15 protein-coding genes are annotated in these 14,347 nt (G+C 51.9%); 8 read left to right on the top strand and 7 right to left on the bottom strand.

What is annotated here, in order from left to right; all coding sequences use genetic code 11:
- Window positions 1-15: 15 nt before the first annotated feature.
- Window positions 16-906 (bottom strand): LysR substrate-binding domain-containing protein, encoded by an 891-nt coding sequence (locus ACIOYV_RS11785; protein ID WP_401323853.1) that lies wholly within the window; start codon window positions 904-906, stop codon window positions 16-18.
- Between the two features lie 124 nt (window positions 907-1,030).
- On the opposite strand from ACIOYV_RS11785, the gene speB reads away from it, so the two are divergent.
- Entirely contained in the window at window positions 1,031-1,990 is a 960-nt protein-coding gene (gene speB / locus ACIOYV_RS11780; RefSeq protein WP_401323851.1) for an agmatinase, read from the top strand.
- A 131-nt stretch (window positions 1,991-2,121) separates the two neighbouring features.
- On the opposite strand, the gene ACIOYV_RS11775 is transcribed toward speB, so the two are convergent.
- Entirely contained in the window at window positions 2,122-2,721 is a 600-nt protein-coding gene (locus tag ACIOYV_RS11775) for a hypothetical protein (protein WP_401323849.1), read from the bottom strand.
- A 203-nt stretch (window positions 2,722-2,924) separates the two neighbouring features.
- On the opposite strand from ACIOYV_RS11775, the gene ACIOYV_RS11770 reads away from it, so the two are divergent.
- Window positions 2,925-3,200: a hypothetical protein gene (locus ACIOYV_RS11770; RefSeq protein WP_401323847.1), complete on the top strand. Its 276-nt coding sequence runs from the start codon at window positions 2,925-2,927 to the stop codon at window positions 3,198-3,200.
- Between the two features lie 199 nt (window positions 3,201-3,399).
- On the opposite strand, the gene ACIOYV_RS11765 is transcribed toward ACIOYV_RS11770, so the two are convergent.
- Window positions 3,400-4,023 carry a LysE family translocator gene (locus tag ACIOYV_RS11765; protein WP_401323845.1) on the bottom strand — a complete coding sequence of 208 codons (624 nt, stop codon included), beginning with the start codon at window positions 4,021-4,023 and terminating at the stop codon, window positions 3,400-3,402.
- A gap of 120 nt (window positions 4,024-4,143) precedes the next feature.
- Here ACIOYV_RS11765 and ACIOYV_RS11760 point away from each other — a divergent pair, with 120 nt between their 5' ends.
- A complete protein-coding gene (locus tag ACIOYV_RS11760) occupies window positions 4,144-4,635 on the top strand; it encodes an Lrp/AsnC family transcriptional regulator (RefSeq protein WP_401323843.1) in 492 nt (163 codons plus the stop codon).
- Between the two features lie 103 nt (window positions 4,636-4,738).
- Here the strand turns inward: ACIOYV_RS11760 and ACIOYV_RS11755 are convergent, their stop codons facing one another.
- Complete coding sequence (locus tag ACIOYV_RS11755; protein ID WP_401324027.1) at window positions 4,739-4,849, bottom strand: hypothetical protein; 111 nt, start codon at window positions 4,847-4,849, stop codon at window positions 4,739-4,741.
- Window positions 4,850-5,199: 350 nt separating this feature from the next.
- Between ACIOYV_RS11755 and ACIOYV_RS11750 the strand changes: the two genes are divergently transcribed.
- The gene (locus ACIOYV_RS11750; protein ID WP_401323841.1) at window positions 5,200-6,309 is read left to right on the top strand and encodes a saccharopine dehydrogenase family protein; all 1,110 of its coding nucleotides are present in this window, start codon (window positions 5,200-5,202) and stop codon (window positions 6,307-6,309) included.
- On the top strand, window positions 6,306-6,779 hold the full coding sequence (locus tag ACIOYV_RS11745) for a hypothetical protein (protein ID WP_401323839.1): 474 nt from the start codon (window positions 6,306-6,308) through the stop codon (window positions 6,777-6,779). Before ACIOYV_RS11750 ends, ACIOYV_RS11745 begins: the two co-directional genes overlap by 4 nt.
- A gap of 238 nt (window positions 6,780-7,017) precedes the next feature.
- On the opposite strand, the gene ACIOYV_RS11740 is transcribed toward ACIOYV_RS11745, so the two are convergent.
- Window positions 7,018-7,446 (bottom strand): Rrf2 family transcriptional regulator, encoded by a 429-nt coding sequence (locus ACIOYV_RS11740; RefSeq protein ID WP_401323837.1) that lies wholly within the window; start codon window positions 7,444-7,446, stop codon window positions 7,018-7,020.
- A 141-nt stretch (window positions 7,447-7,587) separates the two neighbouring features.
- On the opposite strand from ACIOYV_RS11740, the gene ACIOYV_RS11735 reads away from it, so the two are divergent.
- On the top strand, window positions 7,588-8,475 hold the full coding sequence (locus ACIOYV_RS11735; protein ID WP_401323835.1) for an NAD(P)/FAD-dependent oxidoreductase: 888 nt from the start codon (window positions 7,588-7,590) through the stop codon (window positions 8,473-8,475).
- A 318-nt stretch (window positions 8,476-8,793) separates the two neighbouring features.
- Here ACIOYV_RS11735 and ACIOYV_RS11730 read toward each other — a convergent pair whose 3' ends face one another.
- A complete protein-coding gene (locus ACIOYV_RS11730; protein WP_401323833.1) occupies window positions 8,794-9,204 on the bottom strand; it encodes a response regulator in 411 nt (136 codons plus the stop codon).
- Window positions 9,205-9,557: 353 nt separating this feature from the next.
- Window positions 9,558-12,377: an EAL domain-containing protein gene (locus ACIOYV_RS11725; protein WP_401323831.1), complete on the bottom strand. Its 2,820-nt coding sequence runs from the start codon at window positions 12,375-12,377 to the stop codon at window positions 9,558-9,560.
- A gap of 589 nt (window positions 12,378-12,966) precedes the next feature.
- Between ACIOYV_RS11725 and ACIOYV_RS11720 the strand changes: the two genes are divergently transcribed.
- Window positions 12,967-13,347, top strand: a complete 381-nt coding sequence (locus ACIOYV_RS11720) for a YidH family protein (protein ID WP_401323830.1) — start codon at window positions 12,967-12,969, stop codon at window positions 13,345-13,347.
- A gap of 10 nt (window positions 13,348-13,357) precedes the next feature.
- Window positions 13,358-13,639 (top strand): DUF202 domain-containing protein, encoded by a 282-nt coding sequence (locus ACIOYV_RS11715; protein WP_401323828.1) that lies wholly within the window; start codon window positions 13,358-13,360, stop codon window positions 13,637-13,639.
- Window positions 13,640-14,347: the final 708 nt, after the last annotated feature.

Below are 14,347 nucleotides of genomic sequence, written 5' to 3'. Positions count from 1 at the left end.
CACGTACACGCAGATTTAACGGACCAAACTTCGCTCAATTAGCCAATCGACCAGCAGGACGATCTCGGAAACCCCGCGACTTTCTTCCTTACAGATACAGAAGTAATCCATTCCTGCCGGCACTTTCAGTGAAAAAGGCTGCACCAGTCGTCCTTCCTCCAAATCCCGGGATGAGTTGATTTCGTCACTCAGAGCAACCCCGTATCCATCCCGCGCGGCCTGTAGCGCGATGCCGAAGTCTTCGAAATGGACATCCGCATCACCTGGGTAAGGCAAGCGAGCCTCGAATAACCATCGCCGCCATTGGGTACCATCATCTTCATGCAAGAGTCGGTGATGTATCAGATCCGCCGGTTGTTTCAATGCATGTTGGCCTCGCAACAATTGCGGGCAACAGACCGGGAACATGTGCAAGGTTTGCAAGGGGCGCCACCAAAAACCCTCCCATATCGGGGCGTTATAGAGCACGGCGATGTCTGCTCTACGCCAGTCCACTTCGCTGGGATCGTCCGCACTGATGACCCGCAGGTGGATATGGGGGTGTTCAGCACGGAAGGCGAATAGTCTCGGCATCAGCCAGGACGCGCCAAAAATGGGTTCTGTCGAAATCGTCAGCACCTTAACCGAAGGCGCTTGAAAGTGCTCTTCCGAGATGAGGCGTACGCCTTCAGTAATCTCGTGCATACCGCGGGCAACCGATCGTTGCAACGCCAGCCCACTTTCAGTCAACACCAAATGACGCCCTTGTCTGTAGAACAGGTCGATGCCCAGTGAGCTTTGCAGCAGTCTCAATTGCTGACTGACCGCCCCGGGTGTTACGTGAAGCTCCGCGGCAGCCGCACCGACGTGCCCGAGTCGGGCAACGCATTCAAACACTCGAAAGGCATGGAGGGGAGGCAGGGACATAGGATTCAACTGTTTAGTTTTTTTAATCTCAGCGGACACAATTTATATAGATAGATTGGCCGTTCGGCAATCTGAATAATCTAAGGGTGATTAAGCTCAATCAAAAATTAAGAGAGTTCTCTCCATGACAGTGGTAAATGGCGACCTTAACGATCTGGCAATGACCCGCACGAGTCTTTATGGCACGGAGGCTGAATCGACCTATAGCGGTATTACGAGTTTTATGCGTCGGCGCTATAGCCGTGACCTGCGTGGCGTAGATCTGGTGATCAGCGGAGTCCCCTTTGACACCGCGACCAGCAACAGGCCTGGGAGTCGCTTCGGACCTAGATCGATTCGTGAAGCCTCGGTGCAATCTGCCTGGGTGCGCCATTGGCCGTGGGACTTTGACCCATTCGATGTGTTGGCGTGCGTTGATTACGGTGATTGCAACTTCGACTATGGCTCACCGCAGGAAACGCCCGAGAAGATTAAAGCCCATGCCGATCACATTCTGTCGGCCGGAGCTGCGATGCTGACGCTTGGGGGTGATCACTTCATTAGTTACCCCTTACTGCAAGCCCATGCCGCTAAACATGGTCCCTTGTCCATGATCCACTTCGACGCTCACCATGACACTGAGTCCGATGGTGAGGACCAGCGTATAGATCACGGTTCCATGTTCTATCACGCAGTGAGGGAAGGGCTGGTTGATCCATCCAGGTCAATCCAGATCGGCCAGCGCATGACCAACGATGAATCGATGGGATTTCAGGTGGTGGACGCACGGCAAGCCAACACCACAAGCTCGCAAAGTATTGCTCGCACGATTCGTGAGCGTGTCGGTGACCACCCTGTGTACCTGACATTCGATATCGATTGCCTGGACCCAGCATTTGCGCCTGGCACCGGCACACCTGTATGCGGTGGGCTTTCTTCCTTCCATGCCCTAGAAATTTTGCGCGGGCTACGCGGAATTAATGTGATTGGCATGGACGTAGTTGAGGTTGCACCGGCCTACGACCATGCAGAGATCACATCGCTGGCTGCTGCTGCGCTTGCGATGGAAATGATCTGCCTGTATGCGGCGCGACATAAGCTCTGAGCGGATTTCCATTGATCACGGGCGTGATCTACCCCCGTGGCACCACCACACTGGCGACAGCTGTGTTGGGTGAACACATCACTCTCTTATTGATGGATGAATTCAAATGAGCAATTACACCGCTTGTTAGATCAACGAATGGGCGACAAATGCGGCCAAGTGCTTTTCGACGACAAGGTCGCAGTTAAAACCGTGTGGTTGACGCTGCCCACAAAGCGTTTGCCGAATGGATTAAGAGTTCGCTGCGAATGCGACGTTACTGTTTGCCCGATACCGGCGGTTCGCCAAAGGCTGCTTTTGGTAGATTGCTGGCTTTCGCAAAGGACTGAAATCGACCCAAAGCAGCCGTTCAAATTCACCCAACTGAAACCAGCGCCGATGTTGAGCGTTGTAGGAAAGGTCAGATCTTCTGGAGGGGGTATCCAGGCTGGAGGAGCGTGCGCTACCGCAAGTACGAGATCGTCCAACGCCCATGGTTTATGCAGATAAATCGTTGATGGCGGAACCATCGCCTCTTCGATTGCATATCCTGATGTCAAAATCGAAGCTACGCTAGGCCATTTGCCCTTCACCATTGCGATGAATTCGGCGCCTTTTATCTGACCTGGTAGCCCCTGATCCACGATCACAAGCGGGCAGTGGCCATGAGCCTCTAAAAGATAAGTTAACGCATCGTCAGCGCTTCCGAAGGCGCAAGACTCGATGCCGATTTCAGACAAAATATCTGTCATGAGCGCACACGGGTGGGGTCGTCTTCAATGACTATAATTTTCCCTGATACGGGAAGTAAATGATTCCATCCTAAGTTCAAAAGCGTGTCCTTTTTTTCTTCGGAAAAAGCTACCTTGTATGAAATCGCCCGTATTTCTAGGTGACTATATGGGTCCAACGACCTAGTCGTTATTGGAAAACACACGAAACCATGGGGGCAGCTATGTCTTCCTCTCTTATTTCAAACTTAACAGATAAATCAGATCAACGTCCCCAGTCGGGAATTTACGCCTTGGTGAATACGTCTGCTCAGCACAGGGTGGCCATACGCACCTTGGCTGCGGAGGTATCGGAGGAACGTAAGCGATTTTCTCAACAGCGAGAGATATTCAATAATCGAATTTTAGAGCTGAAAGAAATGCTCGTGGCCATAGACATACAGGAGCGCTTGCTGCCGAAAACATTACCGGGTTGGCCCCATAGTGATTTAGAGGCGTGATAGGAGGCGTGAAGTGAGCGATTCATCTGACGAGGAGTGTAGAGCACTAGCTTGCAAATGCATCTCGGACCTCGGCTAGTGCCTGCCATGGCTGAACTCCTAGTGTCGCTTCCCTGCACCCGACACATGGACGAAATCAACCCCGGCCTCTCGCTGTTCAGCGTGGCAGGTCACACTTATTTGTAAGATCAATCTGGCCTCACAAAGCAGACCATCGCTCTACGGCTAAGATCATCGCTAACAAGATCATCACCACACCGGAAAACTGGCTGACACGCTTCGCTGCGTCAGGTCTGCCTGCGAGGACAATGTGGGAGCCGAACCCAACCGCGAGGTACACGGCGCTACAGCCAAAAATGTGCAGCATGCCCAGGCAAATGATCTGCACAGAAACCGGCCACGCTGCACCTACGCTGGTGAATTGGGGGAGCAGCGCCAGAAAGAACAGGAACAGCTTGGGGTTCAAGCCCGCCATGCAGGCACCTCTTAGCGCCCAGCGATATGCGCTGGTTGAATGCCCGGATTCACCCCGACCCACCACGGACGGGCTGAGGATCATATTGACACCCATCCACGCGAGGTAGCCTGCGCCCGCAATCGTGAGCAATGACAGTGCGCCCGGCGTGCTTACAACCAAACTGCCCACGCCAGCGGCGACTATTACCGTGGCGCACAGATGCGCAAACATCATGCCGGCCACCGCAGGAATAACCACTCGACGCCCTTGCACGCCTGTTGAGATGGCGTAAGCCCAGTCTGCGCCGGGTGTCAGCACCAATAACAAAGAGACGGTCCAAAAAGCGGCGACTACGCTAATGTTCATCAAATTTCCTCGGCTCTGTGTAGCAACTGGCTTAATATCGAGACTGGCAGTTCGCCGAATTTAGATCGGTAGAACTGCGTGTTTGCATAATATTGTTCAGTCTCAGTCGGAGAAAATACCTTGCATGAAGATACGAACCCCGTTCGGAGGGCGCGTGGCGATCAGGCCGAGCTAGACGTTATCGACAGAAAATTATTAGGTCTTTTGGCGCGAAATGCGGAGCAGAGTTACAACGAGCTGAGCCAGCAAGTGTATCTCTCAGCCCCGGCGGTTCATGAACGAGTGAAGCGCTTGAAGAGCAGGGGAGTGATTCGGGCGACGGTGGCGTTACTGGATGGCCCCAAGGTTGGCAGAGCACTGCTGGCATTCGTTCACCTAGAGACCAGCACCTGGGAAACCACCCGACGCGTACTGGAGATGTCCGCTTTCCCGGAGATTGAGGAGATCCATACCGTGGCAGGTGACACCGCGATGATTCTGAAAGTGCGAGCCGAGAACTCCGCCGCACTGGAAAGCTTGCTGGGTAAGCTGCATCACCTGGAAGGCTTCAAAGGCGTGAAAACATTTATTGCCTTGGGGACCTACCTAGAACGGGGGCCGCTACCTATTTAGCGGCACTCGTGTCTGGCGAGGTTTCCTGTCCAAACCCTCGATGGAGCTACACCCTGACTTTGTTCTACGGCAGGCGGCAGGCGTCTGTTTCGATTGTCCACAACTAACCGGCGAGTCGATCGCCGGGCACGGTGTCATAGCCGGCGGAAGTGATGAACAAGGTGCTCAAGTCCGGGCCGCCAAATGCAAAGGTGGTTGGGTTGGCAATTGGCAGTTGGCAGTTGGCAGTTCAATGAACCGATCAGGACGGCGAGAGAGTGGGCGGCAAAGAACGATCAGGACGACGCACAAGCGTAATTGATGCGGCGGATGCTATCGGTAAGATCAGGTAAAGATTTACTGGAGAGGAGTATCAAAAAGCGCTGGAAGTCCTCTATCAGCGCTCACCGAATCGTAAGCCTGTAGTGATGTATTGTTGTGCATGTGACTGACCGCTTCTGGCCTAGGGCAGACTGTCAAACCCGGCCGGCCATCCTGGGCCGATGTCTCAGTGTCTCCTCCATCATTGAACTGCCAATTCCACCCCTGTACTCTCGCCTCAAGAGTTGCTGCTAAGGACTAGCCATGCGTGTCATCGTAATCGGTGGTTTGGGTAATTATGGAGCACGGATTTGCCAGCGGCTTTCAAAAGTCTCAGGTTTGACGGTGATTGCTGCCTGTCGTAGACCTAGGACTGGCCCCCATACGTTCGCGTCTGGCCAGACTGTCTCTACTCTAGCCATTGATATCAACTCGACCGATTTTGAAACTCGCCTTATTCAAGCCGCACCTCGCTTGGTGATCCATTGCGCTGGCCCTTTCCAAGGGCAGGATTACCGGGTTGCTCTGGCGTCATGCGCGGCGGGTGCACATTACCTGGATCTCGCGGATGGCCGTGACTTTGTCGCAAACTTCGCCGCGCATGTAGATGCCTCAGCAAGGGCGGCGGGAGTCCTCGCCGTCTCTGGAGCCAGTAGCGTGCCGGGACTGTCGTCAGCCGTGGTGGATCACCTCGCCAAAACGCTACTGCGTTTGAACTCCATCAGCACCATCATCGCTCCCGGCCAGCAAGCGGTCAGAGGTATTGCAACGATCAGTGCGGTTTTTGGCTACGCAGGAATGGCATTTGCAAGGTGGAACAGTGCGGCGTGGGTGTTGCAATACGGCTGGCAAGATATCCGACGCTTTACATTCTCTGGTTTGTCCCCGCGCTGGGGAGCTGCTTGTGACGTTCCTGACCTTGCGTTGTTTCCTGGCCGATACCCTGGGGTACGCGATGTTGAGTTTCATGCCGCATTGGAGCTTCGAATTCAACATGTTGCGCTGTGGTTGGCCGCTGTTGCATCGCGCATTGGACTGCCAATGCCGATCAATCGTTGGGCCGCACGGTTGAACGCGATTTCCAGCCTCATTCTTGACCGGTTTGGAAGCGACGTTGGCGCAATGAAGGTTCAAGTGACCGGGAGTCTTGAGGGTGGAGGGCAGCGCCGTTTGACTTGGCAGCTCACCGCACCTAGTGGAAATGGCCCAGAGATACCCTGTATGGCGAGCGTGCTGCTGGCATGCAAGCTGGCGAACGGCGAGCTTTCACTGACTGGTGCCTTACCCTGCATGGGATTACTAAAACTTGAGGAATTTGATGCCGAGTTTCAACGTTGGAATATCACCTCCGACATTGCCGAGGAGATCCTATGACACCGCGTCGAATCGTCCTTGTAATGCCAGCCTGCGCTGCTGACATATTTGAAGCGTTTCACAATCACACCGTCCGCAAGCAATGGGACACACTGCTTGCCCGTGCAGCAGTAGAGGGCGGGGGCAATCACCCCTACATAGGTGCGATTACCATAAATGAGGGGCGAGGGTGGAAACGCCTCTTTGCCATGCGTACCCGCTTCGTCAATTATCGACCAGCAAAGGTTGCAGCAGCTGTGTTAGTGGAACCAGCCGGTTGTTTCCACTGGTGGGCCGCTTCAATGCGGCATCGCGACATTGACCTTAGGTCGTCAGAGCTGGTTTATACGTTTAGCGTCCAACTCCGCCCTAGGTGGTTGGGGCGCATGCTCGATCCGCTGGTTAACAGGATTTTCGAATGGGAAACGCGTAACCGTTTCGCTGCGATGGAGGTGTATCTGCGAATTCGCGCAGAAGGCCCCAAACTCTGATCACTCAGCATCGTGACGACAGCGTAGTGCAGCGTCGGTCGTCGAGGCGGCAGTTATTTCCCAAGATGAGAAGCTGGGAGAAGTTGGCGGTATTCTGGCGGCCCTATGATTGAAAGGTGGAATGTCAGCTTTCGACCCATAGCTGCCGGTGGCGACAGGCAGAGATCGGCCAAAAGCAGGCATCCGCACATGCCGGTTCGGCCAGGTACTTCTAAACGCTGCTCTGTAGATCACGGGTTTACAGACTTTGATAGCGCCGTTCGAAATCACTGGCCAGCTGTTCAAGGGTGACGCTCCCCAAGCGATCTATAAGCAGTGCTTGCGCCGCATCAAACGCTTCGGTTAGCGCAGCATTCACCGCTTGTTCGACCAGGCATTCTGGATGGTCAGTCGACAAACCGATGGCGAGAAGCGAGGGCGAGCCCAAGGCCTGATGGATGTTCAACAGTGTCATCTCTGCTAGTGGTTTCGCCAGCGTCCACCCTCCACGGTGCCCCTTTTCTGAGCGCACATAACCCTCTTCCTTGAGCAGCGCCATGGTCCGCCGAACCACCACTGGGTTGGTACCGAGCATCTGCGCGATGGTATCGGACGTGGCGGGCTGTTCATGGCGAGCCATGTGGATCAGCACGTGCAGCATGCGGGACAAGCGAGTGTCATTTCTCATGAATAGCGGATTCCTGAATTACTGGCAGTGAGTATCGCTCGATACAACATAAGTTACGAGACTGTTGACACTCCGACATCATGTAACTTACGTTGTGTCTAGAGTTCTTCGAGCAGGTCGAAGAACCAGGGAGACTGATCCATGGTTTATGACGTGATCATCGTTGGCGGCAGCTATTCCGGCATTTCCGCAGGTTTGCAACTGGCACGGGCGCGCCGGAAGGTGTTGGTGATCGATGCAGGTCAACGCCGTAACCGGTTTGCTCACAGCTCACATGGATTTCTTGGGCAGGACGGTCGTAATCCCGGCACGATTGCCAGCGAGGCACGTGCTCAGTTGCAGGCATACCCCACAGTAGAGTGGCTTTCACAATCCGCCATCCAGGCAAGGTCGGACGATGGTCGATATGTGATAACAGCCGTGAACGGGGAACAATTCGCGGCGCGGCATTTGATCCTGGCCACAGGGGTGGTGGATGAGTTGCCTGAGGTTCCCGGGTTGTCAGAGCGCTGGGGTCAGCGGGTGTTTCATTGTCCGTATTGCCACGGATATGAATTGGACGGCGGACCGATTGGAGTATTGGCGGCTTCGCCAATGGCCATCCACCAAGCGTTAATGTTGCCCGACTGGGGACCCACAACCCTTTTCCTCAACGAGATACTCGAACCTGATGTCGACCAGTTGGCAAAGCTGGCCAGGCGCGGGGTGGCGGTGGAGCGCGAACCTGTCCTGTCGGTTGGAGGGGAACAAGCCGATGTGACGCTCGCCAGCGGTCGTGTGATCAAACTTGCAGGGCTGTTCACTCAGCCTCGGACACGCATGGGCAGCCCACTGGCAGCGCAACTGGGGTGCGAGTTTGAAGCCGGCCCGACGGGTGAGTTCATCAAGGTCGATGCGATGCGCCAAACAAGTGTCCCCGGCGTATTTGCCTGCGGGGATGCGGCAATCGCCGCAGGTAATGTGGCAATCGCAGTGGGTGATGGCGCACGCACGGGCGGCGCGGCACACCAGTCACTGATCTTTCGCTGAATACGGGTAGTAAGCGGACTCAGCGATGATGCACCCGGCACCGTGACCGCTTTGGGTCGACTGCGCCCCGTCGCCACCGGCGGCACTCGGCAGATTGCTGCCCGTCGCTATGGGCCGCTTTTCGATTGCAAATTCAGCAGTTCGAATGGACCCTCCGAAGCCGCCGTCAAAATTCGGCGTTTTGGGAAGGTCACGTTCTCTGCATGGCATATCCAGGCTTGAGAATGTTCGCTACCGGAAGGACGAGATAGTCTAAACAGCCATAAATCATTGATGGCGGAAGCATAGAATCTTCATCTACATGCCCGCGATCTACGTTTAAGTCTTGCGGATGGGGTGGCCAGGCTGAAGAAGTGATGCCACCGCGATCACGAGATCGTCTAGAGCCCACGGCTTGTGCAGATAAATGATGGAAGGCGGTATCGTTTCTGGATTTATCAGATATCCCGAAGTGAGAATTGCTGAGATGGCCGGCCATTTGCTCCTTACCATTTGAATAAACTCTGTACCCTGAATTTGCCCTGGAACACCGTGATCAGCAATCACTAGTCGGCATTGCTCATGGGCTTGCAGAAGATGGGTAAGCGCGTCATCGGCGGTCTCAAACGCTATAGCCTTGGCACCTATCTCAGCGACGATATCCACCATCAATGAACGCAAGATCGGATCGTCTTCCACGACGACCACCACTCCCTGAATTGGCAAAATGCCTTCCCAATTAACGTTCACTCATTGATACCTTAGTCGGGCAAACGTGCCGACGTCATAAACCAGGCGTTAAGTGTATGCCTAATTCAAGAATTTGCAGTTCTCAAAACATTTCTTTTGATGACTCAAGTCACAGCAATGGAAAGCTGATGGAACATCTCGACGAGGTAATCCAAACGCAGCGAACGCTAATGGGTGAGCTGCCCTCTCAAGAAGACCATTTGAATTTCCTAGCAGCGCACAGGGATATGCCGAAATGGTCAACATGCCGCTGCGCCTTCCTCTTCCCTGCTGCCAGACTCACTCGAAACCCACCGCGAAAACCAGCTCGCCACCTTGCCGGCAGGATTGATGACGATAGCGACGTGGATAGATCAGAGGAGATCCACTGGTGTTTCCAGCAGTGCCCTTGGCGATCGGTCAAGGATCCATTGAACTAACTCCAGTGGAGCCAAAGGGCGCGCGAAGCAATAACCTTGCGCTACCTGGTAGCCCTGACCTCGAAGAATTTCAAGTTGCGCATCGGTCTCAACACCTTCGGCGACAATGTTTAACTGCAGGCTCTTGCAGATACCCGCAATCGAGTGGGCTAGCATCTGGGCACTTTCACTTTTTTCGATATCGTCAATAAAACTCTTGTCCAACTTAATGGTATCAACGGGTAGTCTCAGTAGGTAGCTAAGACTGGAGTAGCCGGTGCCAAAATCGTCTATAGATAGGCTAATGCCTAATTGCCGGACTTCAGTAATGATCGATATGACATTGTCTGTGATGTCCAGTATTAAGTCTTCCGTGACCTCTAGCGTCAAGCAAGAAGGTGAGAGGTTATACGTTATGAGCAGAGACTGGATCAGATCAATAATTGCTCGGTCACGAAAGGCTACGGGGAAGATATTCACCGACATATGAGGCACAAGAATCCCTGAGTCCTGCCATTGAGCCATCTGCCGACAGGCTTCAGTGAGTACCCATTGATTGAGCTTGGGCATCAATCCCGCCTCGCGCACCAGTGGGATGAATCGATTTGGAGGGATATTTCCAAGCTCTGGATGACACCAACGTGCAAGTGCCTCAACACCATAAAATTGATAGTCGTCGAGCTTAATTTGGGGCTGGTAATGCAGCGTCAGCTGATTGCTCTCGAAGGCATTTTTGTATGCCAGGCTCAGTGTCAGTTCGTCATCAATTGTGTCGTTGATCACCTGGTCGAAAACCTCAATTGCTTGGCGGCCTGCGGACTTTGCTTTATACATCGCCTGGTCGGCGTGCAGAAGCAACGAGTGAATGTCGTTACCGTGGTCTGGGTAAATGCCGATACCAATGCTGGCGGAGGGAGCAATTTTTACATCAGCCAACATCATAGGTTCGGATAGTGTACTGATCATTCTTTCTGAAAAGGCAATCGCCTGTTCAGCACTGGAGGGGGACAGAATAATGACGAATTCATCTCCTGAAAGGCGGCTGACAAAATCGTCACCCCTCACAGAACTCTGAAGCCTCCTTGCTATTTCAGACAGAAGTAAGTCGCCTGCAGCATGCCCCAGTGAATCATTGATTTGCTTAAATTTGTTAATGTCGATAAAAAGGACTGCCATTGATGAATGCGACCGCTGAGCATTTACAATCATTGAGTTTGATTTCATCATCAATAGTCGTCGATTGGGCAGCATCGTCAGGCTGTCATAGTAGGCGAGTCGTTCAATATCGTTAATAAAGCTATCCCTTTCAACGGCTAGAGCGCACAGCTTCAGGCTCGTTTCGAGCAGCCTATGATGTTGGGCTGCGGGTAGGTTATTGTCACGATAGTAAAGGGTAAATGTACCTAAAGTGCGTCCGTTGCTGGAGCGAATAGTGTTAACCCAGCCGGCCGTGAAACCGAACGATTGCGAGAGCTTGTGATCAATACAATCCCCCTTGTACGATGCAGGATCAGTGAAATTCAGGATGAAGCTTTCCTTCATCTCTATTTTTTTCAAGAGGGATCTTTCGCCAAGGTTTTCCAATGAGTGAAGTAGCCCTGCCGGCAAGTTAAACTCCGCCACCAGTGGAAGGTAGCCCTGGTCATCAAATCGTCTTATTGAAACGCCGATTTCTGGAGCGATACGCCCTATCTCCAGACAAATCAACTTCATGACGTCGGAAAGTGATTCTTCGCGAGCCATTGCGCTGAGTACTTTAAATTGCAACTCATCATTCACCTTGGCCTCAGTGATATCAGTAACAATTGCCACCACATCCTGCTGAATACCTTGAGTGTCGAGCACTGGATTGGCGACTACGCGTACCCATAATGGATTCTTTGATTTGTTGTAGACCAGTAATTCAGTAGTGTGGCTTTCTCCATTTTGGATACTATTTCTGAAAGATAAGACTGCTTCCGGATTAGTATGGCGGCCATAAAATATTTCGTGCGGCTTTTTTCCCACCAGATATGATGTTTCATAGCCCAGCATGCGCACAAAACCCTCATTTACATAGGTGATTGTACTATTCGGATCGGTTACGATGATTGCGCTGTCAGTTCGATTTACAGCGATTTTTAGAAGCCGTGTTTTCTCTAGTTTTTTTATTATGTATGAAAATAGTAATGTTGTGATTAATGCTAGTGTAAGTATCATAGCGGCAGCAATGATGTATATTTTAAATCGGTCGCCCATGGACTGAAGTGAAGACTGGCTGATGTTGTTTCCGTACTTTATAAAGTTTTTTTGTTCAAGCAAAAATTGCTCTTGGATTTCCTGTACTGGTTGAGCAATTGCCCAGTGTACGTCGCCAGCACCCGTGTACTTGACCAGTTGACTGAGCACGTCCACATACCGTGAATACACGACTTTTAAGGCTTGGACCCGGATATGGTTTTCTTCATCTACCCTTGTACGCGTGAGAAACCGGTCAAACGATTCATTCGCCAGTGTCAATTCTACACGTGCGTGTTGCACCATTTCATGCGGAATTGAATTAAATAGGACTATGCGAGTGTTGGCTCGCGATAGTGAGAGCCGTGCTTCCATCAAATGCTGAACTGTTTCTGCCACTGCGTCGACTTGATCGACAGCAACATTTGATAGGTTTCCAATGCTCGATTGGTTGCTACTTACTAACCAAAAACTGAGGACCAAAGTTGCACACTGGAATACCAGCGCTGTAGTCAGGATCGTCATCGAACCATTAGGCAGTGCAAGCTTGCGACGCAAATGATCCTCCTCTGTCTCGGACAGATAGGGAAGTGCTTGTAAAAGGAGTAGCCAGTTCAAAAGTATTTGACTGGAAATTCAATGTCCTACGAGAGGATTTGGTGGTCGAGATTGTACCGGATGGCGTCAGGAAAATTCGTAGCAAGGTGTTGCAGGGTTTTTCCATTCAAAGGGACCGCAACTTCTCCTGATGTTGCTGGATCGGTGGCGCTAGGACGGTAGATTTTATAAGAAAGTAATGGTGAGGTGAAATGGTTAAACGTACTGGAAGCGATATTCTGTTTTACTGGCCGAATGGTCAGGAAGATAATGAAGGTGTCTTCTTATCGCGATGTAAGCACATCGCGCTGCGGAGGAAAAACTCCCTGCTTCTGCAATCGCAATCAGAACGCAGTTGTTTGAGTGTCATCGGGACTTCCGGGGCCATCCCAGTGTGTTATGGGCTGTATTGAAAGACGATATTGGTTTAGCACGCAGCGCCTCACTAGGATGGCGCTATTGCTTTCATATGACCTGTTTATTTATTTAGTTGCAACGATAGCGTGTTGATTTTCAATGCTTTGCATCCAAGCACTGTGGAGTGCACTACATGAAGCCGAGTGCATTTTCCTCTGCCCTACATCGGCTATTGGTCGGGCAGGGCCAGGATCCTGATCCTCGCTTTACTTTGGCCAACGAACGCACCTTTCTGGCCTGGATTCGCACGGCACTGGCATTGTTGGCCACTGGTATCGCTGTCGAAGCGTTTACTTCGGGCCTGTTCGGCACTGGTGTTAAACGCTTTCTGATAACCGGTTTGCTGAGCTTAAACTTGATAGTCAGCCTCAGCGCCTTCTGGCGCTGGTTGAGTGTCGAGCGTGCATTGCGGCGGCAGGCTTCATTGCCGCTGTCACTTCTGACGCCGTTGCTCTCTTTGGGGTGTGCGGTTCTGATTGGCGGTGTGATGGCGGCGTTCCGGTGGCAGGGGTGAGTGATGGGGGTTGCAGCCAGAGCGAACGGACTTGGCATGGAAGCGAACACAAATTCTGCTGATGTTGGTGGCTTGTCTCGTTCTGCGTTGCCTGCAGCACCACCCCCTACTAAGCACCACGCTACTAACGCTGATAGGTTTACTTGTGTTGCTAATTTTGGTTGAGCAGGGCCTGAGCTATCGCCGAGCGCTTCTTGGCATAGTCGGTCAGGGCGCAATTCGTAACTCATTGCCGTTATTGATTTTAGCCATGTGCACCGCCCTATTAGCGGCGTTGGCCCTGATAGCTTAAGCTTGATTTCCGCCGTCGATATGTAGAGCTATCATTGAGCCGAACTGGTCCTGGCTTAGGAATTACTGGGGGCAGTCTACGTCACCGGTGACCAGCGTGATGCGATGTGGTAGGTGTGCGCAGATGCCTTCAACTGGAAATGGCCCGGCCTGCATTTTATTGTCTGAAATAGATTAGCTAGTTATAACTGGGAGAGGGGGCATCTGGATTGCAATAATTGCAATAATTGCAATATGTAGGCTGCCTAATTCGCTCCCGACGTCGCTGAAGCCCTATTCAGTACTCTCTATAAATGATTTTACTGAAATTTTATCCAAAAAGATGCTGTAGGCATTGCAATTTTATGTGCGCATAAATAAGCTTTTGCAGCGTAGAGAATGTTGCTATGGAAGGGGTGAACGGGGCATCCACTAAGCAGCAACTGTTGCTATTGTTTGGGTGGGGTAATAATTCTGAAATATGATCATGTATTATTAGTGTAATATAATCATGTTTTAAGAGTCTGATATCTCGTCTGGAACGATTTTAACGGGGTGTTGTATGCGCCAAAAATGTTCTATATGGCGTAACGCTTACTTCGGCGTTGCTCGCTAAAAAATAGAATTATTATCTTTGGGAGGTGAGGTCTTCAGTATTTTGTCATTAACTTGTCTTATATTTCTAAGAAAATTTCTTTAACTTCTTCATGCGGAATGTCAGGGCATTTTT

The sequence above is a fragment of the Pseudomonas sp. NPDC087342 genome, from assembly GCF_044744265.1.
Taxonomy (GTDB): Bacteria; Pseudomonadota; Gammaproteobacteria; order Pseudomonadales; family Pseudomonadaceae; genus Aquipseudomonas; species Aquipseudomonas nunensis.
Note: the sequence above shows the minus strand (reverse complement) of the source record. Positions and strands in the feature narration are given on the sequence as shown.

What these genes read in the sequence shown, in the direction of transcription:
- ACIOYV_RS11785 (WP_401323853.1), bottom strand. Translation starts at nt 906, where the DNA reads ATGTCCCTGCCTCCCCTCCATGCCTTTCGAGTGTTTGAATGCGTTGCC.
- speB (WP_401323851.1), top strand. Translation starts at nt 1,031, where the DNA reads ATGACAGTGGTAAATGGCGACCTTAACGATCTGGCAATGACCCGCACG.
- ACIOYV_RS11775 (WP_401323849.1), bottom strand. Translation starts at nt 2,721, where the DNA reads ATGACAGATATTTTGTCTGAAATCGGCATCGAGTCTTGCGCCTTCGGA.
- ACIOYV_RS11770 (WP_401323847.1), top strand. Translation starts at nt 2,925, where the DNA reads ATGTCTTCCTCTCTTATTTCAAACTTAACAGATAAATCAGATCAACGT.
- ACIOYV_RS11765 (WP_401323845.1), bottom strand. Translation starts at nt 4,023, where the DNA reads ATGAACATTAGCGTAGTCGCCGCTTTTTGGACCGTCTCTTTGTTATTG.
- ACIOYV_RS11750 (WP_401323841.1), top strand. Translation starts at nt 5,200, where the DNA reads ATGCGTGTCATCGTAATCGGTGGTTTGGGTAATTATGGAGCACGGATT.
- ACIOYV_RS11745 (WP_401323839.1), top strand. Translation starts at nt 6,306, where the DNA reads ATGACACCGCGTCGAATCGTCCTTGTAATGCCAGCCTGCGCTGCTGAC.
- ACIOYV_RS11740 (WP_401323837.1), bottom strand. Translation starts at nt 7,446, where the DNA reads ATGAGAAATGACACTCGCTTGTCCCGCATGCTGCACGTGCTGATCCAC.
- ACIOYV_RS11735 (WP_401323835.1), top strand. Translation starts at nt 7,588, where the DNA reads ATGGTTTATGACGTGATCATCGTTGGCGGCAGCTATTCCGGCATTTCC.
- ACIOYV_RS11720 (WP_401323830.1), top strand. Translation starts at nt 12,967, where the DNA reads ATGAAGCCGAGTGCATTTTCCTCTGCCCTACATCGGCTATTGGTCGGG.